The organism is Stenotrophomonas sp. YJH_SMC_19 (assembly GCF_059367915.1).
Map to the genome: position 1 here is coordinate 20,973 of NZ_JCAFRI010000003.1, position 21,704 is coordinate 42,676.

Sequence of the window (21,704 nt, forward strand, 5' to 3'; positions counted from 1 at the left end):
TTCGCGCGATAGTCGACTGACAGTCGACTCTACCCCGTCTCGCCACATCCCCAGCCCGGCGGCATTGGCCTTCACCAAGCACCCCACCATCACCCGCCCTTGGGGGCGGTGGAAGCAACCATCAAGCATCTGCTGATGCCGGTACGGCATGAGGTCGGTGCCGATCGGCCTGAACCGGACCGCGCCCGACGCGGCCGTACCGCCGCGCGCGCCCTACAATGGGCGCATGCAGATCGGCCCGTACACCATTGCCCCCAACGTCGTGCTGGCGCCCATGGCCGGCGTCACCGACAAGCCCTTCCGCCTGCTGTGCAAACGGCTGGGCGCGGGTCTGGCCGCCTCGGAAATGACCATCAGTGATCCGCGCTTCTGGAACACGCGCAAGTCGATCCACCGCATGGACCATGACGGCGAACCGGCCCCGATCAGCGTGCAGATCGCCGGCACCGAGCCGCAGCAGCTGGCCGAGGCCGCGCGCTACAACGTCGACCACGGCGCGCAGATCATCGACATCAACATGGGGTGCCCGGCCAAGAAGGTGTGCAACGCCTGGGCCGGTTCGGCACTGATGCGCGACGAGCAACTGGTGGCGCGCATCCTCGAGGCCGTGGTCAACGCGGTGGACGTGCCGGTCACGCTGAAGATCCGTACCGGTTGGGACTGCGATCATCGCAATGGCCCGCTGATCGCACGCATCGCCGAGGACAGCGGTATCGCGGCACTGGCGGTGCACGGCCGTACCCGCGACCAGCACTACACCGGCCAGGCGGAGTACGCCACGATCGGCGAGATCAAGGCCGCGCTGCGCATTCCGGTGATCGCCAACGGCGATATCGATTCGCCGCAGAAGGCCGCCTACGTCCTGAAGGAAACCGGCGTGGATGCGGTGATGATCGGTCGCTCGGCGCAGGGCCGGCCGTGGATCTTCCGCGAAGTGGCGCACTACCTGGCCACCGGCGAGGAACTGCCACCGCCATCATTGGCGGAAGTGCGCGACATCCTGCTTGGCCACCTGCACGCGCTGCATGCGTTCTATGGCGAGCCGCAGGGCGTGCGCATCGCGCGCAAGCACCTGGGCTGGTATGCCAAGGACCGGCCGGAGAATGCCGCTTTCCGCGCGGTGGTCAACCGTGCCGAGGATCCGGCCAGCCAGATCGCATTGACCACCGAATACTTCGACCGCCTGATCGCCGGGGAACCGGCGCTGCCTTCGGCGGCCTGAGCCGCCAGCCCCGCGTTTGCGAACAGTCGAGCCAGCTCGACGCTACAAGAGCCCACCATGACCCCGCCGATTTCCTCCCCGACCTATCTGCACGGGTTTTCCGGCACCGAGCAGCAGCGCCTGATGACCCAGGCCCGGCTGCTGGAGTCAAGCATCTTCGGCCAGATCGACTACAGCGGCGCGCGGCGCCTGCTGGAAGTCGGCAGCGGCGTGGGCGCACAGACCGAGATCCTGCTGCGCCGCTTCCCCGAGCTGCACGTGACCGGCGTGGACCTGAGCGAAACGCAGCTGGCCACCGCGCGCGAGAACCTGGCGCGCACGCCGTGGTGCAGCGACCGCTATACCCTGCAGCAGGCCGATGCCAGTGAGCTGCCGTTCGAGGCACGCAGCTTCGACGCGGCGTTCCTGTGCTGGGTGCTGGAGCACGTGCCGTCACCCGCACGTGTGCTGAGCGAAGTGCGCCGGGTGCTGGCACCGGGTTCGCCGGTGTACATCACCGAAGTGATGAATGCCTCGTTCTTGCTCGATCCGTATTCGCCGCACATCTGGCGCTACTGGATGGCCTTCAACGATTTCCAGTACGACCACGGGGGCGACCCGTTCGTCGGCGCCAAGCTGGGCAACCTGCTGCTGGCCGGCGGCTTCCGCGACGTGCACACCGAGATCAAGACCATCCACCTGGACAACCGCGAGCCGGCGCGTCGCAAGACGATGATCGCGTTCTGGGAACAGCTGCTGCTGTCGGCCGCCGACCAGCTGCTGCAGGCCGGCTCGGTGGACGAGGAAACCGTGGAAGGCATGCGCCGCGAGTTCCGCCTGGTGCAGAACGACCCGAACGCGGTGTTCTTCTACTCGTTCGTGCAGGGCCGCGCGACGGTGTATTGAGGCCTATCCTCGCCACAGGATGGCCTGCGGCTCCGGCGGCAACCGGCTAGAATCCCGCAGTCCCGGCCTCGGAACGGCGCGTGCCGGGATCCCCCTCTATTGCCCTCAGGCATCGGTGTGCGGGTACGTCGCGCATGGATGGACCTTACCTGCGAGCGCATGATGAGTGACAGCGGCCGAACGCCTTTCCCTGCCCAGGACCCGGGCCAGACGGGCGGACTTCGCCCTGGCCAGGTTCGCCTGCTTGCCGGGATCATGGCGCTGCTGTGCATCCTGTATGTCGCGCTCGCACTGACGCCTTCTTCCTACTCGCTGGCCTACGAGTACCTCGGCCTGACCCCGCAGCAGCCGCTGCTCGGTACCGCCCGCTACATCCGCACCGACGAATGGATGGTGTTCACGCCGTACATCCAGATCGCGGTCAACAACGACTTCGGGCAGTTCAATGCGCACTCGGCATACCACGAGTCACTGCGCACCTTCCAGGCGCTGCCGCTGCAGGACTGGGGGCTGCTGTTCAAGCCGTACCACTGGGCGTTCTTCATGCTGCCTGCAGCGAACGCCTATTCATTCTTCTTCATGTTCATGGCCATGGCCTTCCTGAGCGGATGGGCCCTGCTCCTGCGCCAACTGCGGATGCCGGCACTAGCCGCAGTACTGGTTTCGACCACGCTGTTCTTCGCGCCGTTCGTGCAGGTCTGGTGGACCAGTAATGCCGGTGCCTTCGCGCTGGCACCCTGGGCTGCGGTGGCATGGCTGGGCATCGGCCATCGCGCGCTGCGCATCGTGGCCTGCGCCTATGCACTGGCGGCATGGCTGATCGCGGTGTCCTACCCACCTTTCATCATTTCCTCGGTGCTGGCCCTGGCGGTGCTGGTGCTGGCGGTCCGGCGCGATGCCATCACCGTTGTACGTCTGGTCGATGCCGCCATCGCAGGCGCGATCGCACTGGCGGTGTTCGTCGGCTACTTCCACGACATCATCCCGATCGTGCGCAACACGGTGTACCCCGGCCAGCGCCAGAGCGCCGGTGGCGGTGTCGGCCTGACCAGCCTGCTCGCGCACCTCTTCCCGAACCTGATGACCTACCGGTTCGCACCGCTGCCGTTGTTCAAGGCATCCAACGATTGCGAAATCGCGGTGCTGGGCAGCCTGCTGCCACTGTTCACGCTGGTGCTGGCCGATGGCGCACGGCTGCGTGAATGGGCGAAAAGCCATCGCAGCTCCCTGCTGATCCTCGCCGCCGGCCTGCTGTTCATCGCCTGCTGGATCTTCCTGCCTGTGCCTGCCGTGGTTGGCAAACTGACCACCCTGTCGATGGTGCCCCCCGCTCGCGCACTGCTGGCCTTCGGCCTGTTGCTCAACATCGCCTGCGCGATGATCCTGGTGCACTGCGGCGTGCGCCTGCAGCGCTGGCGCCTGCTGCTTCTGGCGGCGTTGCTGATGGTCGGCAGCCTGGCCAAGTTCCTGTTCGGTGAAGGCCAGTTCAGTCGCCTGCACAGCGCTGCCGATGCCATTCCCTACCTGTGCCTGGCCGCACTCGCCGTCGCCGCGCGGCGCCCGCAGTTGTCGGTTCACGCCGCGAGCCTGGTGCTGGCCACGGCCGCGCTGGCCAACCTGCTGGGCAACGGCCTGTTCAATCCCGTGCAGCCGGCCGGCCCGATCTTCGCAATGGACCGCACTGCCGTCCTGCACTCCCTGCAGGCCCGCGGCTCAGCCACCACGACCGAAGGCGCGCTGGTGGCTCCCGGTGGGTTCGGGGCCCTCCTGCCGGGTGTTGGCATTCCCGCCGTGAACCATGTGCTGTACCTGCCACAGATGGATTACTTCCGCCGCTACTTCCCATCCCTGCCCGACGAGCAGTTCGACTTCACCTTCAACCGCTACCACCACATCACCGTAGCGCCTGAGGGCGACGCACCACGGGTGCTGCAGGGGGATCTGGTGGAACTGCCGGCAAAACCCCTGCTGGCCCACCCAGCCCCATGAATCCGATGACCACCACTTCGCCCTCCGCATCCACGCCGGCTCGGATCGCCGTGATCATCCCCTGCTACAAAGTGACCCGCCACGTGCTGTCCGTGCTGGCGGCGATCGATGATGCGGTAACGGCGATCTACTGCGTGGACGATGCGTGCCCCGACGGCAGCGGCCGCCTGATCCAGGCCGAAGCCAACGACCCGCGCATCACCGTGCTGTTCCATCAGCACAACCTCGGCGTCGGCGGCGCGATCAAGACCGGGTACCGCGCGGCCATCGCCGATGGCATGGACATTCTGGTCAAGGTCGATGGCGATGGGCAGATGGACCCGGCGCTGCTGATGGACTTCGTCGCGCCGATCGCCGACGGCCATGCCGACTACACCAAGGGCAACCGATTCTGGAACCTGACCCACATCCGCCGCATGCCCCCGGTGCGGCGCCTGGGCAACCTGCTGCTGTCCTTCATGACCAAGGCTTCGTCCGGGTACTGGCAGGTGTTCGATCCGACCAACGGCTACACCGCCATCCATGCCAAGGTCGCCAGCCACCTGAAACTCGAGGCGGTCAGCGACCGCTATTTCTTCGAGACCGACATGCTGTTCCGACTGAACACCGTGCGCGCGGTCGTGCAGGATGTGGCAATGGATGCCCACTACGGCGACGAAACCAGCAACCTGCGCATTGGTCGCATCCTGGGTGAGTTCACCTTCAAGCACCTGCGCAACACGCTCAAGCGCATTGCCTACAACTATTTCCTGCGCGACCTCAGCATCGCGTCGCTGGAGCTGATCGCCGGCAGCAGCCTGCTCGCCTTCGGGGGGCTGTTCGGGCTGTACCACTGGGTACGGTCGGCCCAGGCCGATGTCGCCACGCCGGTGGGTACCATCATGATCGCCATGGTCGCGCTGATCTCCGGGCTGCAGTTCCTGCTGGCGTTCGTTGGCTTTGACATCGCCAACGTGCCGCGCCAGGTGCTGAACCGTTCGATCAAGCTCAACCGCCAGCCGCAGTAGAGCCACGCCCTGCGTGGCTGTTGTTCGCGCCATCCACGCATGGCGTGGATCTACGGGTGCGCAGCGCCGGTCGCGGATGCTGCCGGCTCGTGCCAGATGCGTTGCCACATCGCGGCCAGCCGGCGCCCGGCGTCGGCGCGTGCTGCCGGGCTGCTGTAGTCCACGCGCAGCTGTTCGGGCACGATCGGCCGCCACTGCCCGCCCACCTGTTCGGCCACGGCGAAGTTGAAGGTGTAATCCGGTTCCAGGCCCATGCGCAGATCACTCAGCACCAGGCGCCCGTCAACGACCTGCGCACGCATGAAGCCGCGGTTGAACCACTGCAGTCGCTGCACCGCCGGAATCGCCTGCGCCTCGCGCAGTGCCTGCACGTTGGAGGGATGGCCTTCGAACTGCATCGGCCCATGATCGGCGACCAGCGAGCGGTCTCCGACCACGTAGCCATTGGGCGTCATCGCCACTACCCGCCATAGCAGCGTGTTGAACGGCATCGGTACCGAGAAGCGCGGCGCATCGGCCAGGCCCATCGCGGCCAGGCTCTGCTGCGCGACGCGGTCGACCTGCGCCTTGGCGATCAGGCCCCAGCCCAGGTATGCGCTGCTGACCAGCAGTGACACGCCCAGCACCTTGCCGACCCAGGGGCGCGCACGACCGAACCAGGCCACTACGCAGCCCAGCAGCAGCCACACAGTGTATGCAGGGTCGATGATGAAGACGCTGGAGCCCATGGTTGGATGTGGCCGCAGCGGCCACCACAACTGGGTGCCATAGACAGTGAACGCATCCAGCACCGGGTGGGTCACCAGCGCCAGCTGGATCGCCCAGAACCAGCGCACCGGTGACTGCGCGACCCGGCCATTTCCAAAGCGCTTGAACAACCACCAGATCAGCGCCGCCACACACGGCAGCACCAGCAACGAATGGCTGAAGCTGCGGTGCTCGACCATGTTCGCTACCGGGCCGGTGGCGGTGAAGCCGAGCCACAGCGCGTCGAGGTCCGGCAGAGTACCGAGCGCGGCACCGGCCAGCAGTGCCGCACGGCGATGGCCGGGCGGAGCAATGGCAGCGGCGACGGCGCCACCAAGTACGATCTGGGTCAGGGAATCCATGGGCCGATGCTAACGGCTTACGGGCGTGCCGTCTCACTCCCGGACACCGTTTCTGTAGAGTCGACTGTTAGTCGACTGCTCTTCCATCAGGCTGCGGACACCGCGCGCTGCGCGCGATAGTCGACTAACAGTCGACTCTACGGAAACGGGTTACGCCGCCTGTGACAAGCGCGCGCCCGGTAGCTCCACCAAGGTCTGCCCGTTGTGGTCCAGCAGGCGCAGCGCGCCGTCGTGGTCTTCGACCAGCGCGGTCAGGCTTTCCACCCAGTCACCATCGTTCGCATAGACCAGGCCGTCGCGTTCGACCAGCGCGGCGCGGTGGATATGGCCACAGACGATGCCATCCAGGCCACGCCGGCGCACGTCGTCCAGCCCGGCCTGCACGAAGCGCTCGATGTAGCGTTCGGCCGCACCACTGCGCTTTTTCAGGAACTCCGACAGCGACCAGTAGCGCATGCCCAGCCGGCGCCGCACTGCATTCAGCGCCTGGTTGCCGGTGAGGATGCGGTAGTACAGCCAGTCACCGAACTTTTCCTGCAGGCCGCCGAAGTGGGTCACGCCGTCGTAGTCGTCGCCATGCGCGACCAGCAGCCGGCGGCCATCGGCGGTCACGTGGATGGCGCGGCGGCGCACCTGCATCGCCGGCAGCATCAGCCCGCACACCTGGCGCAGCGAGGCATCGTGGTTGCCGGGAATGTAGATGATCTCGGTGCCGGCACGGCGCAGCGCGTGCAGGGCCTGGATGACCTCGCTGTGCGACTGCCGCCAGTTGGCACGGCGATGGGCCATCCACCACAGGTCGATGATGTCACCGACCAGGTACAGACGCTCACAGCGCAGCTGCGAGAGAAAACGTGCCAGTTCGGTGGCATGGCAATGACGTGAACCCAGGTGCACGTCGGAGACGAACACTGCGCGCCGGTGCGGCGACAGGTTCGCCAGCACGCTCATGCCGGCATCCCCGCATCGCGCAGGTAGCGTTTGCGCTTGTTCGGCCGGATCGCGCACAGGTCCACTTCGATCAGGCCGTCGATCGAATCGCTGAAGTCCGGGTCGACACCGAAGGCGAGGAAGCGCGCGCCACCGGGTTCGCACAGATCGGTGTACTGGCGATACAGCGTCGGCACGCCGGTGCCGAGTGCGGCCAGGTTGGCCTTGAGCACATCGAACGCGGCGCCTGCATCCAGCTCGCCAAAACTCGGCGGCGCGGCGAAGTACTGGAACGGGCGGTTCGATTCGGCCAGGCCGGCGGTACCGCCGTAATAGCGCTGGTAGTACGCCACCAGCTGCTCGCGCGCATCGCGTGGCAGCGCCGCGCTGATCGACACGGCGCCGAACAGGTAGCGGATACCCGGCCGGCACTGCAGGTAGGCACCGATGCCCTGCCACAGGTAGTCCAGGCTGCGGCTGCCCCAGTAGTCGGGCACCACGAAGCTGCGGCCCAGTTCCAGGCCTTCGGCGATGTGGGTGATGGCATCGTCGGAATAGCGGAACAGCGACGCGCTGTAGAGCCCGGACAGTCCGTGCCGGGCCAGCGCATGGGCGCCGCGCATGATCCGGTACGCGCCGGCGATGCGCTGCGCGGCCGCGTCCCAGATCACGATGTGCTCGTACTGCGGGTCGTAATCGTCCAGGTCCCGGCTGCGCCCGGTGCCCTCGCCCACCTGGCGGAAGGTCAGTTCGCGCAGGCGGCCCAGCTCCAGCAGTAGCGGCGAATCGGCAGTACAAGTGGCCAGCAGAATCTGCTTGCCGTCGGCGGTCTGGCCCAGCTGGGTGGCTGCGGCAATCCCAGCGGCGACCTGCGAGGGTGGCACCGGCGCCGCCAGCGGCTCGGGGCCTGCGAAGGCAGCGGCATTGCCGGCCGCGCCATTGCGGCCCAGCGCATACAGCGCGCGGCGTACCGACAGCAGCTGTGCGCCCGGGTCACCGCCCTTGCCCAGCTGCATCGGCTCACCGATGCTCAGGCGCAGCGGGCGGCCGCGGCGGGTGAACATCTCGCGCGCCAGCAGCGCGGTGCCGGCCGGCTTGAACAGGGTCGAGGCGCCGTAGAACAGCGCCGAGTTGCGCGCTTCCACCCGTACCGGCAGCACCGGCGCGCCGGCGGCACGGGCAAAGCGGACGAAACCGCGCTGCCAGCGACCATCACGGATGCCGCGCAGCGACAGCCGCGAGACCTCGCCGGCCGGGAACACGATCACGCACTGCTCGGCAGCCAACGCCTCTTCGACCGCATGCAGGCTGCCACGCTGGGCCTTGCCACCGAGGATGCGCACCGGCAACAGCAGGTCCTGCAGTGGCGCGATCGCCCCCAGCAGGTCGTTGGCCACGATTCGCACATCGCGGCGGATGCGACCGACCGCGTCCAGCAGAGCCAGCGCGTCCAGTGCGCCGGACGGGTGGTTGGCGACGATCAGCAGGCGACCGGTGGCCGGGATCTTCGCCAACGCGGCCGGATCCACCTGGTACTGGCCATCGATGAACTCCAGCCCGGCGGCGACGAAGCCGAATCCGCGCAATCCTGCACTGCGCTGCAGGAACGCTTCGATCTGGTCCAACCGCGACCAGCGCCCGACGCTGCGAAGCAATGGCCGCGCCAGTTGGCCACGACGGCCATGGAACCAATCGGGAAAGCGCTGCTGGAGACGCTGTTCAAGTTCCTGCATGGCGGATCCACTCATGCCCGGCGGCCGTATTGGCCGACAGCCTGCGCCCGGCAGGCGGCAGCCAGATGGCGGTTTCGGGGCAGAACGATGACGGTCGTCCCCGGCCGGAGGGGCCGCAACCGCCCGCTCGCCACCCGGCCCGCTGTCACACTGGTGGAACACTGGGCCTCGAGGCCGGGGCCCAATCCCGTCAGGACGGCCCTTGCCGGGCCTACGCGGGCTTAACCACCGGCAACCGGTACAGGTTCACAATGCACAGGCGGCGCACCCCGTGTATCATGCGCGCCCATCTTTCCATCCGAATCAAGGGATATTACGCCTGATGTCCAGCTATCTCTTCACCTCCGAGTCGGTCTCCGAAGGCCATCCGGACAAGGTTGCCGACCAGATCTCCGATGCGGTGCTGGACGCGATCCTGACCCAGGACCAGCGCGCCCGCGTGGCCTGCGAGACCATGGTCAAGACCGGCGTTGCCATCGTGGCCGGTGAAATCACCACCAGCGCCTGGATCGACCTGGAAGCCCTGACCCGCAAGGTCATCACGGACATCGGCTACGACAGCTCCGACGTCGGCTTCGACGGCGCCACCTGCGGCGTGCTGAACCTGATCGGCAAGCAGTCGCCGCACATCGCCCAGGGCGTGGACCGCAAGAAGCCGGAAGAAATGGGCGCTGGCGACCAGGGCCTGATGTTCGGCTACGCCACCAACGAGACCGACAGCTACATGCCGGCCGCGATCCACCTGTCGCACCGCCTGGTCGAGCAGCAGGCCAAGATCCGCAAGAAGAAGAACTCGCCGCTGTCGTGGCTGCGTCCGGACGCCAAGAGCCAGGTCACCCTGCGCTATGAAAACGGCGTGGTCTCGGCCATCGACGCCGTGGTGCTGTCGACCCAGCATGCCCCGGGCATCAAGCAGAAGGACCTCATCGAGGCCGTCCGCGAAGAGATCATCAAGCCGGTGCTGCCGGCCAAGTGGCTGCACAAGGGCACCAAGTTCCACATCAACCCGACCGGCAAGTTCGAGATCGGCGGCCCGGTGGGCGACTGCGGCCTGACCGGCCGCAAGATCATCGTCGACACCTACGGCGGCTGGGCCCGTCACGGTGGTGGCGCCTTCTCCGGCAAGGACCCGTCCAAGGTCGATCGTTCGGCGGCCTACGCGGCCCGCTACGTCGCCAAGAACGTGGTTGCCGCCGGCCTGGCCGACCGTTGCGAAGTGCAGGTCTCCTACGCCATCGGCGTGGCTGAGCCGACCTCGATCTCGGTCACCACCTTCGGCACCGGCAAGATCAGCGACGACAAGATCGAGAAGCTGATCCGCAAGCACTTCGACCTGCGCCCGTACGGCATCATCAAGATGCTGGACCTGATCCACCCGATGTACCAGCAGACCGCGGCCTACGGCCACTTCGGCCGCAAGCCGAAGGAGTTCAGCTACCTCAACGGCGAAGGCGAGACCGTCAACGCCACGGCCTTCTCCTGGGAGAAGACCGACCGCGCCGCCGCCCTGCGCGCGGATGCGAAGCTGAAGTAAAGCCGGCGGGTAGAGCCGACCGGTAGAGCCGACTGTTAGTCGGCTGACCTTGAAGAAGGGCCGCGCAAGCGGCCCTTCTGCTTTCTGGTAGAGCCGGCCGCTGGCCGGCTTTTTCATGGCCTCCGGAAACAATCGCGCGGTTGCCGATACAATCCGCCGCATGTCGACCGAACTGAAAACCCACCAGCTGTCCATGACCGTGCTGATGTCGCCGGAAATGGCCAATTTCTCCGGCAAGGTCCACGGTGGTGCGATCCTGCGCCTGCTCGACCAGGTCGCCTACGCCTGCGCCAGCCGTTACGCCGGCAGCTACGTAGTCACCCTGTCGGTGGACCAGGTGATGTTCCGCCAGCCCATCGCGGTGGGCGAGCTGGTCACCTTCCTGGCATCGGTGAACTACACGGGCACCTCGTCGATGGAGATCGGCATCAAGGTGGTGGCCGAGGACATCCTCAAGCGCAGCGTGCGCCACGCCAACAGCTGCTTCTTCACCATGGTGGCGGTGGATGAGGAAGGCCGGCCGACGCCGGTGCCACCCTTGCAGCCGGTCACCTCGGACGAAAAGCGCCGCCAGGCTGCCGCGCTGATCCGCCGCCAGCTGCGCCAGGAAATGGAACAGCGCCATCTGGAACTGCTGGCGTCGAACCCGCCGTCGCCGGAGGAATGAGGTAGTGCCGGCCGCTGGCCGGCAACCTCGTGCGTGCCGCCAGACATCATGAGGTTGCCGGCCAGCGGCCGGCACTACCGCGACACCTCACCCGGTGTTCTGCACGCCCTGCGAAACCCCGTTCACGCAGGCCACCAGCGCGCGCAGCAGATCGTCATCCTCGCGTCCGCTGGCCCGCCAGCGCTGCAGCAGGTCCACCTGCAGCACGCTGATCGGATCGACATAGGGATTGCGCAGGCGGATCGACAGCGCCAGTCGCGCATCGTGGTCCAACAGCGTCTGCTGGTCCATCAATGCCAGCAGCCAGTGCCGGGTGAGTTCCAGTTCGCGCTGCACCTGCGGGAAGAAGCGCCCGTGCAACTCGCCGGACAGCTGCGAGAACTGCTCGGCGATGGTGATATCGCCCTTGGACAGCACCATCGCGATATCGTCCAGGAACGTACGGAAAAACGGCCAGTCTCGCGCCATATCGCGCAGGGTCTGTTCGTGGCCGGCATCCACCGCCGCCTGCAGGCCGCTGCCCACGCCGTACCAGCCGGGGATCACCGCCCGGGCTTGGCTCCAGGCGAACACCCAGGGAATCGCACGCAGGTTGCCCAGTGCCGCGTCCTGGCCGAGCCGGCGCGACGGACGCGAGCCCAGCGTCATCCGTTCGATCACATCGATCGGCGTGGCGGTGCGGAAGTAGTCCATGAAGCCGGCCTGGCCGACGAAGCCACGGTAGACCTCGCTGCTGGCAGCGGACACCACGTCCATCACCGGCCGCCAGTCGTCCTCGCGCGGCTCAGCCGCGCGCGGGCGCAGGCTGGCGCGCAGCACCGCGCCGGTGGCCTGTTCCAGCGAGCGCAAAGCCAGCGCGCGGATACCGTACTTGCGATGGATCACCTCGCCCTGCTCGGTCACCCGCAGGCGACCATCGATGCTGCCGCGCGGCGACGCATCGACCGCATGCGTGGTCTTGCCACCGCCGCGACTGATCGAGCCGCCCCGGCCATGGAAGAAGGTCAGTCGGATGCCGGCCTCGGCCGCCACTTCCAGCAGTTCCACCTGTGCACGCTGCAGGCCCCAGCGCGAGGCCGCGATACCGCCGTCCTTGCTGCTGTCCGAATAGCCCAGCATCACCATCTGCACGTCGTCGCGTGCTTGCAGGTGCGCGCGATAGATCGGGTCGGCCAGCAGGTCACGCAGGGTCGCGGTGCCGCGCTTGAGATCATCCACCGTCTCGAACAGCGGTGCGATATCCAGCGGTACTGATCCGTTCTCTTCCACCAGGCCGCCACGGCGTGCCAGCGCCAGCACCGCCAGCACGTCGCTGCGGTCGTGCGCCATCGAGATGATGTAGCTGCCCAGCGCATCGCTGCCATGCCGCGCACGCGCATCGGCCAGCGCGGCGAACACCGCATCCAGCCGCTGGTTGCCCTCGTCGTCGCCGTTGGGCAATGCCGTTTCACCGCTGGCATGCGGGCTCAGCAGCCGCGCACGGCCCACCGCATCCAGCGCCTGCCAGGCCTCTTCGCCACCCAGCACGGCGGCCAGCGCGCGCGCATGCACGCTCGACTCCTGGCGCACATCCAGCCGCGCCAGATGGAAGCCGAAGGTCTTCACCCGCCACAGCAGGCGCTGCACGGCAAAACCACCAGCGTGCTCGCCACGGTTCGCAAGCAGGCTGTCGAGGATCAGCTGCAGGTCGTCGATCAATTCGGCGGGGCCGGCGTAGGCGCCCCCGCCATCGTCCAACGTGGCCTGCAGGCGTGCGCGCATGCGGTCGTTGAGCAGGCGGTACGGCATATCGGCGTGGCGCGGGCGCGACTGCACCTGCGGCAGCAGCTGCTGGTACTGCGCCACGCGCGCCTGCAGCGCATCGCTCACCCCTACCCGCTCGGTGGACTGGCTGAGCAGGCTGGCCAGCTGCAGCAGTTCCTTCTGGTAGCGCCCGAGCACCGCCTGCCGCTGCGCATCCAGCGTATTGCGGATGGTGTGGGCATCCACGTTCGGGTTGCCGTCCATGTCGCCGCCCACCCACGTGCCGAAGCGCAGCAGGCGCGGAAGCGGCAGTTCTTCGCCGTACGTATCGCGCAGCGCCTGCTGCAGCGATTCGTACAGCACCGGGATCACCCGGTACAGCACCTGCACCAGATAGAAGCCGACGTGCTCGCGCTCGTCATCGACGGTCGGCCGCACCGGTGAAGAATCGGTGGTCTGCCACGACGCGGTGAGCGCCATGCGGAAGCGCGCGGCATCGGCGGCAGCCTCACCCGGCGTGCGCTGGCCGTCGAGGTTGTCGACCAGGCTGGCCACCATCAGCTGCTCCTTCTCCAGCAGCGCGCGGCGCACTGCTTCGGTCGGATGCGCGGTGAACACCGGTTCGATGTCGATGCGCGGGAGCCACTGCGCCAGTTCGTCCAGGCCCACGCCCTGCGCCTTCAGGTGCTGCAGTGCATCCTGCAGGCCATCGGGCTGCGCCCCTGCGGTACCGGCGCGCTGGTAGTCACGGCGGCGGCGGATGCGATGCACGCGCTCGGCGATGTTGACCACCTGGAAGTAGGTGCTGAAGGCCCGCACCATGGTCTCGGCCTGCTGCGGCGTGCGCCCGGCCAGGCCATCGGCCAGCTCCGACAGCGGCGCCTGGTTTTCGCGACGGGCGATGGCGCGGGTACGCACGTCCTCGACGTCATCAAGAAACGCGGCCGACACCTGTTCGACCAGCAGGTCGCCGACCAGTGCGCCAAGCCGGCGCACATCATCGCGAAGCGGAAGATCGGGAGAAGCAAACTCGATGCTGCTGCGGTACTCGTTCATCGGCGACGCACAGGCCTCGGTCAACGGATCCAGGCCCCAAGCCTATCCCAGATCGGGCGTCGTGCTGCGATGCAAAAATGGTTTCATCTGGTAGTGCCGGCCGCTGGCCGGCAACCTCAGGTTGCATGTCTCCATGAGGTTGCCGGCCAGCGGCCGGCACTACCAGGCCCGGTCAGCGCTTCTTCTTCGCCTTGCCCTGCTCGGCCGGGCCGATGGTCTGCTCCAGCCAGCGCTCGCTCTCGGCCAGCATGGTCATGATCGATTCGCGTGCGCGGTAGGCATGCGATTCGTTCGGCAGCATCACCAGCCGCGCGGTGCCACCCAGGCCCTTCACCGCAGCAAACATGCGCTCGCTCTGGATCGGGAAGGTGCCGGAGTTGTTGTCGTCCACGCCGTGGATGAAGAGGATCGGGTCCTTGATCCTGTCGGCGTAGTTGAACGGCGCCATCTTCTGGTAGACGTCCTGCGCCTGCCAGTAGTTGCGCTCCTCGGCCTGGAAGCCGAACGGCGTGAGCGTACGGTTGTAGGCGCCGCTGCGCGCGATACCCGCCTTGAACAGGCGCGTATGCGCCAGCAGGTTGGCGGTCATGAACGCACCGTAGGAATGGCCGCCGATGGCGATGTGATCGCGATCGGTCACGCCACGGCGCACCACTTCATCCACCGCGGCCTGCGCGTTGGCCACCAGCTGTTCAATGTAGGTGTCGTTCGGCTCCTTGTCGCCCTCGCCGATGATCGGCATCGACGGGCTGGCCAGCACCACGTAGCCCTTGGCCAGGAACGCCTGCGGGCCCCAGTAGCTGACCGCGTTGAAGCGGTACGGCGAATCAGTCACCTGGCTGGCCGCGGCTGCGCTCTTGAACTCACCCGGGTAGGCCCACATCAGCAGCGGGCGCGGGCCGTCGCGCTTCGGGTCGTAGCCCGGCGGCAGCAGCAGGGTCGCGGTCAGGTCGACGCCGTCCTTGCGCTTGTAGCGGATCTGCTCCTTCTGCACGCCCTTCAGCTGCGGCAGCGGATGGGCGAAGTGGGTCAGCGCGCGCGGTGCGCTCCCAGCATCGGCCAGCGACTGCACGTAGAAGTTGGCCGGCTCGTCCGGGCTCTCGCGGCTCAGCAGCAGCGAGCTGCCCTGGTTGTCCAGCAATGCCACCGGCAGCGAATAGCTCGGCGCCTGCGAGTGGAACAGGCGGGTTGCCTTGCCCGTGGCGATGTCGAAGCGGTCCACGAACGGACGATCGCCTTCCGGCGATGCACCGGCACCGGCCAGATACAGGCTGCTGCCATCGGCGCTGGTCTGCAGCAGCGAGCGCCCGCGGTCGTCGCTGGACAACAGCGGCCGGCCCGGATCGGCATAGCGGTCCTGCGCATCGCGGTCCCACAGCAGGCGCGGCTCGGCACCGGCGTTGTCCGGGGCGATCAGCCAGGTCTTGGTCCTGCGGGTCTTCCACCACGATTCGGTCAGCAGGGCCAGGTCACCGCGGCCCCAGCTGATGCCGGCCAGGCGGCTGCCAAGCTGGGCCAGGGTGGCCGGCGGTTTGTCGAACGGCGCGGCCTGCATCAGCACCGCATCGCGTACCTTGGCGTCCCTGTTCGGGTCGCCGCCGTCCTGCGCTTCGGCCCAGACCAGGGTGGCGTCGGCATCACCGCGCCAGCGGATGTCGCGCACGCCGGTCACTTCGGCGTCGTTGCCGGTCGGCAGCCCTTCCACCAGCGGGCGCACGGCCACGGTGTGCACCAGCTTGCCGCTGGCACGGTCGATCACTTCGATGCGGCGCGGGAAGCTGTCCACCGGCACCACGTACGAATACGGGCGCTGCACCGGCTGGCGCAGCACGAAGCGGCCATCCGGCGACACCGAGAAGCCCATGAAGATGCCGGCCGCGCCGATCGCGCGGGTACTGCCATCCAGGCTGACTTCCATCGGCTGGGTGGTCGCGTAGTAATCGAACTGGCGCGCATCAGCCTCGTTCTTCAGCAGGTCCTGGTAGGTACGGATCGACACCACGCCGCCGCCCTGGCTGGTCTGCTGCACTGCCGGGCCGGTCGGAATGCCGTCGGCGGCCGGGGCCGCACCGAGGTTGGCCGGGCGGGTGAACACCACCAGTCCGCGGCTGTCCGGCAGCCACTGGTAGCCGCTGCCGATCACCGTGTTCAGGCCGGCAACCAGGCGACGGGCGCTGCCGCCGGCCACGTCCACCAGCCACAGTTCATTGGCGCCACTGCCGGCGTCGACCTGGTTGAAGGCCAGCCACTTCTGGTCCGGCGACCACGTCACACTGGCGATCGACAGCTTGGCAGGCAGGCCGCTGATCTGCCGCTCCTTGCCGTCGGCCACGTTCATCAGCCACAGCTTCTCGCCGAAGCTGAAGCGGCTGTCGGAGAACGTGCGCGGGTTGATGCGCAGGCCGGCCAGCTTCAGTTCCGGCTGCGCCACCACCTGGATCGAAGGCAGCGACGGCATCTGCATCATCGCGGCCACGTCGCGGCGCGGCGACAGGTACAACGAGGGTGCACGCGGCGCGTCCACCACCGCCTGCAGCGCGGCCGACGGCAGTTCGTAGCCGTTGACGCCCTGGGCCTGTGCGGCCACCGGCTGCGGCGCTGCGGCCCAGGCCAGCGGGGCCACCGCCAGCAGTCCCATCGACAGGACCAGGCCGGTCCAGCGCCGAGTACGGCGCGCGTGCATGCTCATCGTTCCACCTGTGTGATGCGTGAAAACACCGACCTTAACAGGCCGTGCACGCGGCCCCATCTGCCGATGGTTGGGTCATCCGGATGTCACGTCGGGGCCGCGATATAATGGGGGTTCTCCCCTGCCGAGGGGCGCTGCGACCGGATCCCACGAGGCCCGGCCAGGCTCGGTAAGGTGGCTTTGTAACAACGGCGCCCGGCTAAATGCGAGCATCCGCTCGTCCACAACCGGAGCACACGAATGAACGCTGTTGCCAAGACCTTCTCCACCGAAGGTGACTACAAGATCCGCGATATCACGCTGGCCGACTGGGGCCGCAAGGAACTGGACATCGCCGAGCACGAAATGCCGGGCCTGATGTCGATCCGCCGCAAGTACCAGGCTGAGCTGCCGCTGAAGGGCGTGCGCGTGACCGGCTCGCTGCACATGACCATCCAGACCGCGGTGTTGATCGAGACCCTGAAGGACATCGGCGCCGACGTGCGCTGGGCCTCGTGCAACATCTTCTCGACCCAGGACCACGCCGCTGCCGCCATTGCGGCCACCGGCACCCCGGTGTTTGCCTGGAAGGGCGAGACCCTGGAAGAGTACTGGGACTGCACCCTGGACGCGCTGACCTTCACCCTGGCCGATGGCACCCTGACCGGCCCGGAGCTGGTGGTGGACGACGGCGGTGACGTGACCCTGCTGATTCACAAGGGCTACGAGCTGGAAAACGGCAGTGACTGGGTCAACACCGCCTCGTCCTCGCACGAAGAACAGGTCATCAAGAACCTGCTCAAGCGCGTCGCCAAGGAACGCCCGGGTTACTGGGGCCGCGTGGTCAAGGACTGGAAGGGCGTCTCCGAAGAGACCACCACCGGCGTGCACCGCCTGTACCAGCTGGCCCAGGCCGGCACCCTGCTGATCCCGGCGATCAACGTCAACGACTCGGTCACCAAGAGCAAGTTCGACAACCTGTACGGCTGCCGCGAGTCGCTGGCCGACGGCCTGAAGCGCGCGATGGACGTGATGCTGGCCGGCAAGGTGGCCGTGGTCTGCGGTTACGGCGACGTCGGCAAGGGCTGCGCGGCCTCGCTGCGTGCCTACGGCGCGCGCGTGATCGTCACCGAGATCGACCCGATCTGCGCCCTGCAGGCGGCGATGGAAGGCTATGAAGTCAACACCATCGAATCGACCCTGGGCCGTGCCGACCTGTACGTCACCACCACCGGCAACAAGGACATCATCCGCATCGAGCACCTGAGCGCGATGAAGGACCAGGCCATCGTCTGCAACATCGGCCACTTCGACAACGAGATCCAGGTCGATGCGCTGGTGTCGTTCGCCGGCATCAAGCACGTCAACATCAAGCCGCAGGTGGACAAGTACATCTTCCCGAACGGCAACGCGATCTTCCTGCTGGCCGAAGGCCGCCTGGTGAACCTGGGCTGCGCCACCGGCCACCCGAGCTTCGTGATGTCCAACAGCTTCGCCAACCAGACCCTGGCACAGATCGACCTGTGGGCGAACAAGGACAGCTACGAGAAGAAGGTCTACCTGCTGCCGAAGAAGCTGGACGAGGAAGTGGCCCGCCTGCACCTGGAAAAGATCGGCGTGAAGCTGACCACCCTGAGCCAGGAACAGGCCGACTACATCGGCGTGCCGGTGGAAGGCCCGTTCAAGCCGGACCACTACCGCTACTGATGCCTGCGGGGTGCCGGCCAGCGGCCGGCACCACCGGTGCATGCAACACACGGAACGGGCGCCTTCGGGCGTCCGTTCTGCGTTTGCGTGTGGCCGTACACCCCTCATCCAGTCCCCACGGTAGATCCACGCCATGCGTGGATGCTCTCCGGCAGTAGGCTCGGTCAAGGCAACGCGCCCAGCGCGCGCTACCATGCCTACATGACCCCGGCCATCAACCTGCTCAAGCGCGAGAAGATCGCCCACACCGTGCGCAGCTACGTGCATGACGCCCACGCCGAATCCTATGGCGGCGAAGCTGTCGACAAGCTCGGCCTCGATCCGGCCCAGGTGTTCAAGACCCTGCTGGCCAGCACCGAGGCACACGAACTGCTGGTGGCGATCGTGCCGGTGGCCGGCCAGCTGGACCTGAAGGCACTGGCCGAAGCGGCCGGCTGCAAGAAGTGCGAGATGGCTGCTGCTGATGCCGCGCAGCGCGCGACCGGTTACCTGGTCGGTGGCATCAGCCCGCTCGGGCAGAAGAAGCGCCTGCGCACCTTCCTGGACGCCAGCGCCGAAGCGCTGCCCAGGCTGCATGTCAGCGCCGGTCGCCGCGGTCTGGAAGTGGAACTGGCGCCGGCCGATCTGCTGCGCCTGACAACCGGCAACTACGCTGCCATCGGCAAGTCACGCTGATGCGCTGGCCGTGGTCTGCAGCGCCCATTCCCCGGCTCGACGATGCACAGGCCGATGTGCTGCTGCAGGACCTGTTGTCGCGCGACGCAACGCGCATCACCGATGCCGCCCGCGTTGTCGCACGACTGTTCAGTGCCTCATCGTTGGACGCGTTGAGCGCACATGTGGATCTGATCGAACAACGCTGCCAGGGCATCGCGCTTGGCGGCATGCTGATCAGCAACCAGGCGTATCTGAAGGCCGCCCTGCGTCGGCTGCGTTACTGGCGTGCACGCGAGGGTTGCCTGTGCGCGCTCAACCCCGGCTACCCGTTCTTCGATCCCCGTCGCCTGATTGAACAAGGACAGATGCAGCTGCTCTCGGTGGAAGAGGCTGAGGGCTGCTGGGGCGACTGCCACACCGTTGCCTGCACGCAATGCGGCCAGCATTGGCAGGCCATCGACCGCGAGTACCATTACCCGTGGTGGGAATGGAAAGCTGCCTGAAGGCCAAGCGGCCACGCATGGCGTGGCTCTACTGCGGTCCGCACATTCACGCGATGCGTGGATGACAAATGTTGCTCACGGCCGCCAGTTCGCGTTGTTCTCCCAGAACTCGACGGAACGCCGGTAGGCTTCGCGGTCCAGCGGCACGCCGGATCCGCCCTCGTCCACGCCCAGCGCATTGCGCATCATCGTGATCGGCGCCATCGGTACCTCTTCCGGTTCGGCGGTGTAGATGCAGCCGACGATGCCCCAGTCGGCCTCGATCGGCGAGCCTTCCCTGGCCAGCTGCCCGGCGCTGTACAGGATCACCACCAGGTAGTTCGCACGCGGTGATTCCACGCCCTCGAACCAGCGCACCAGGACCGGTAGTTCCTCGCGGTTGCGCGCTTCGTAACCACTGCGCAGCAGGTGGCGGTTGGCCTCGGTGATCGGTACGGTCAGGCAGCGCGTGCTGGTCCAGTTCTCGTAGACGAACAGCTTGCAGAACGGCGCGTAGCCATCCAGCACCTTCAGCGGCGCATGCGCATTTAGGTGTGCCTCGAACTGCTCGGCAGTGCAGTCCTGGATGGTGTTGCCACGCGGCACGCGCGGGAACAGGCGGGGACGGGCGAAATCGGTGAGGACGATGGACATGGCGCGGGTGTGATCAGGAGTTCTGCTGCACAGGGTAACCGCCCCGGAGGCAGACAGGGCCGGATGCCGATGGTCACTGGCGCCAGCGTCCCGCTTGCAGCACCCTGCGGGCGACCCACTACAAGGATCGCCGGCTCATGGATGCAGCATGCGCATTGCCCCGTTCCGCCCACCTTCGGCAGTGGCCGATCGTACTGGTCATCCTCCTGCTGGCGCCGCCATTGCTGTTCGCCGCCGCTCTGCTCTGGCCGCTGTCGGCTCCGCCGTTGCCCGAGCCGGGCAACAGCCGCGTGATCGTCAACGCGCGGGTGGTGGACGTGGCGCGCGGCCAGGTCAGCGAACCCACCACCGTGACAGTGCGCCACGGCACCATCACTGCCATTGGGGAAGATCCGCAGGACGCGCGGCTTCCCGTGCTCGACGCCGGCGGCCGCTGGCTGCTGCCCGGTTTCTGGGACATGCACACCCATGCACTGCAATTGTCGCCGCAGCTGCAGTTCCCGCTGATGCTGGCCAACGGCATCACCGGCACCCGTGACATGATGGACTGCCCGCAGACCACCGATCCGCTGATCGCCTGCGTGGCCGACAAGCGCCGCTGGACCGCACAGGCCATTGCCGGGCAGCAGGTTGCACCGCGCTTCGTACAGATCGCCAGTTTCTACTTCGAAGATCCGTCACTCACGCCGGAGGCCGCCGCTGCGCGTGCACGGACGTACAGCGCGCGCGGGGTCGAGGCGTTGAAGGTCTACAACCGGCTGCGTGCGGACACCTATCAGCGGCTGGCCACCGAGGCGCAGCAGCTGCGCCGTCCGTTGGTCGGCCACCTGCCCAAGGCGGTGCCTCTGGACGACGCGGTGCAGGCGGGCCAGCGCAGCTTCGAGCACGCCCATCTGTTCGTGCGCCACTGCTTCGACAACGCGGCGGCATGGCGCGGTGGCACGCTCGACGGCGAAGACCCGATCGTATTGGCCGAACGCATGGTTGCCAGCTATCAGCCCACGCTCTGCAACAAGGCGTTCGCTTTGATGCAGGCCAGCGGTGCCGCGTTCGTACCGACCCATGTCACCCGCGAAGAAGATGCACGCGCAAGCGACCCCGCCTTCGTCGACGATCCGCGCCTGGCCTATCTGGACCCGCTTTCACGCTGGGCGTGGCGTGATGACCTGCAGGCCACCGCAGCGCGCTATCCCGGCCGACGCGGCCAAGACGCACTGAAGACCTACTTCGAGCATGGCCTGGCTCTCACCGGTGCGGCCCATCGTGCTGGCGTCACCGTGCTGGTCGGCACCGATACCGGATTGGGCGGCTTCCGCTACCACGATGAACTGCAGTGGCTGCGACAGGCCGGCCTGAGCCAGGCCGACGTGCTGCGCGCAGCTACGCTGCAGGCCGCACGTCATCTGCAACGGCAGGCATCGCATGGAAGCGTCGAGGTCGGCAAAGCCGCAGACCTGGTGCTGCTTGATGGCAACCCGCTGCACGACATCGCCAATACCCGCCGCGTGCATGCCGTGCTGCTGGCCGGCCACCTCTATGACCACCCGCGGCTGGATGCGCTACAGACTTATGCGCGCAGGCAGGCACGCTCGCCCGCAGTGATGGCACGCCTGCTGTGGGGATTCATCACCAGCCCGGTCAGTGCCGAGCTGTAGCGGCAG

16 protein-coding genes and 1 riboswitch are annotated in these 21,704 nt (G+C 67.1%); of the genes, 10 read left to right on the top strand and 6 right to left on the bottom strand.

Going from position 1 to position 21,704, the window contains the following annotated elements:
- Positions 1-226: 226 nt before the first annotated feature.
- From dusB to AC5P5R_RS04740, 4 genes are all read left to right on the top strand, one after another.
- Entirely contained in the window at positions 227-1,222 is a 996-nt protein-coding gene (dusB, locus tag AC5P5R_RS04725; RefSeq protein WP_012479176.1) for a tRNA dihydrouridine synthase DusB, read from the top strand.
- A 57-nt stretch (positions 1,223-1,279) separates the two neighbouring features.
- Positions 1,280-2,107 (top strand): class I SAM-dependent methyltransferase, encoded by an 828-nt coding sequence (locus tag AC5P5R_RS04730; protein ID WP_043035378.1) that lies wholly within the window; start codon positions 1,280-1,282, stop codon positions 2,105-2,107.
- A gap of 255 nt (positions 2,108-2,362) precedes the next feature.
- Positions 2,363-4,096, top strand: a complete 1,734-nt coding sequence (locus tag AC5P5R_RS04735) for a DUF3292 domain-containing protein (protein ID WP_223846472.1) — start codon at positions 2,363-2,365, stop codon at positions 4,094-4,096.
- Complete coding sequence (locus AC5P5R_RS04740) at positions 4,093-5,103, top strand: glycosyltransferase family 2 protein (RefSeq protein ID WP_049459457.1); 1,011 nt, start codon at positions 4,093-4,095, stop codon at positions 5,101-5,103. The genes AC5P5R_RS04735 and AC5P5R_RS04740 overlap by 4 nt, the downstream gene beginning before the upstream one ends.
- 50 nt (positions 5,104-5,153) lie before the next feature.
- Here the strand turns inward: AC5P5R_RS04740 and AC5P5R_RS04745 are convergent, their stop codons facing one another.
- From AC5P5R_RS04745 to olsF, 3 genes are all read right to left on the bottom strand, one after another.
- Positions 5,154-6,212 carry a metal-dependent hydrolase gene (locus AC5P5R_RS04745; protein WP_164281584.1) on the bottom strand — a complete coding sequence of 353 codons (1,059 nt, stop codon included), beginning with the start codon at positions 6,210-6,212 and terminating at the stop codon, positions 5,154-5,156.
- 150 nt (positions 6,213-6,362) lie between these two features.
- Positions 6,363-7,163 (bottom strand): UDP-2,3-diacylglucosamine diphosphatase, encoded by an 801-nt coding sequence (locus tag AC5P5R_RS04750; protein WP_049459459.1) that lies wholly within the window; start codon positions 7,161-7,163, stop codon positions 6,363-6,365.
- A complete protein-coding gene (gene olsF / locus AC5P5R_RS04755) occupies positions 7,160-8,875 on the bottom strand; it encodes a bifunctional ornithine lipid synthase OlsF (protein ID WP_049459460.1) in 1,716 nt (571 codons plus the stop codon). The genes AC5P5R_RS04750 and olsF overlap by 4 nt, the downstream gene beginning before the upstream one ends.
- 322 nt (positions 8,876-9,197) lie before the next feature.
- On the opposite strand from olsF, the gene metK reads away from it, so the two are divergent.
- Positions 9,198-10,409: a methionine adenosyltransferase gene (gene metK / locus AC5P5R_RS04760; protein WP_005408103.1), complete on the top strand. Its 1,212-nt coding sequence runs from the start codon at positions 9,198-9,200 to the stop codon at positions 10,407-10,409.
- 160 nt (positions 10,410-10,569) lie between these two features.
- Positions 10,570-11,076 (top strand): acyl-CoA thioesterase, encoded by a 507-nt coding sequence (locus AC5P5R_RS04765; RefSeq protein ID WP_005412266.1) that lies wholly within the window; start codon positions 10,570-10,572, stop codon positions 11,074-11,076.
- 87 nt (positions 11,077-11,163) lie between these two features.
- Here AC5P5R_RS04765 and ppc read toward each other — a convergent pair whose 3' ends face one another.
- Both ppc and AC5P5R_RS04775 read right to left on the bottom strand, forming a co-directional pair.
- Positions 11,164-13,875 (bottom strand): phosphoenolpyruvate carboxylase, encoded by a 2,712-nt coding sequence (gene ppc / locus AC5P5R_RS04770; RefSeq protein ID WP_049419131.1) that lies wholly within the window; start codon positions 13,873-13,875, stop codon positions 11,164-11,166.
- Positions 13,876-14,047: 172 nt separating this feature from the next.
- Entirely contained in the window at positions 14,048-16,564 is a 2,517-nt protein-coding gene (locus AC5P5R_RS04775; protein ID WP_100438884.1) for a S9 family peptidase, read from the bottom strand.
- 120 nt (positions 16,565-16,684) lie between these two features.
- Positions 16,685-16,768, top strand: a riboswitch (S-adenosyl-L-homocysteine riboswitch).
- Between the two features lie 36 nt (positions 16,769-16,804).
- Here AC5P5R_RS04775 and ahcY point away from each other — a divergent pair.
- The 3 genes from ahcY (at position 16,805) to AC5P5R_RS04790 (ending at position 19,410) form a co-directional block, all read left to right on the top strand.
- Positions 16,805-18,250, top strand: a complete 1,446-nt coding sequence (gene ahcY / locus AC5P5R_RS04780) for an adenosylhomocysteinase (RefSeq protein WP_004154241.1) — start codon at positions 16,805-16,807, stop codon at positions 18,248-18,250.
- Between the two features lie 201 nt (positions 18,251-18,451).
- Positions 18,452-18,925, top strand: a complete 474-nt coding sequence (gene ybaK, locus AC5P5R_RS04785) for a Cys-tRNA(Pro) deacylase (RefSeq protein WP_100438883.1) — start codon at positions 18,452-18,454, stop codon at positions 18,923-18,925.
- Complete coding sequence (locus AC5P5R_RS04790) at positions 18,925-19,410, top strand: hypothetical protein (protein WP_033834447.1); 486 nt, start codon at positions 18,925-18,927, stop codon at positions 19,408-19,410. Before ybaK ends, AC5P5R_RS04790 begins: the two co-directional genes overlap by 1 nt.
- Positions 19,411-19,485: 75 nt before the next feature.
- On the opposite strand, the gene AC5P5R_RS04795 is transcribed toward AC5P5R_RS04790, so the two are convergent.
- Positions 19,486-20,043: a DUF3228 family protein gene (locus AC5P5R_RS04795; protein ID WP_033834446.1), complete on the bottom strand. Its 558-nt coding sequence runs from the start codon at positions 20,041-20,043 to the stop codon at positions 19,486-19,488.
- A 137-nt stretch (positions 20,044-20,180) separates the two neighbouring features.
- On the opposite strand from AC5P5R_RS04795, the gene AC5P5R_RS04800 reads away from it, so the two are divergent.
- Positions 20,181-21,698: an amidohydrolase family protein gene (locus tag AC5P5R_RS04800; protein WP_100438882.1), complete on the top strand. Its 1,518-nt coding sequence runs from the start codon at positions 20,181-20,183 to the stop codon at positions 21,696-21,698.
- Positions 21,699-21,704: the final 6 nt, after the last annotated feature.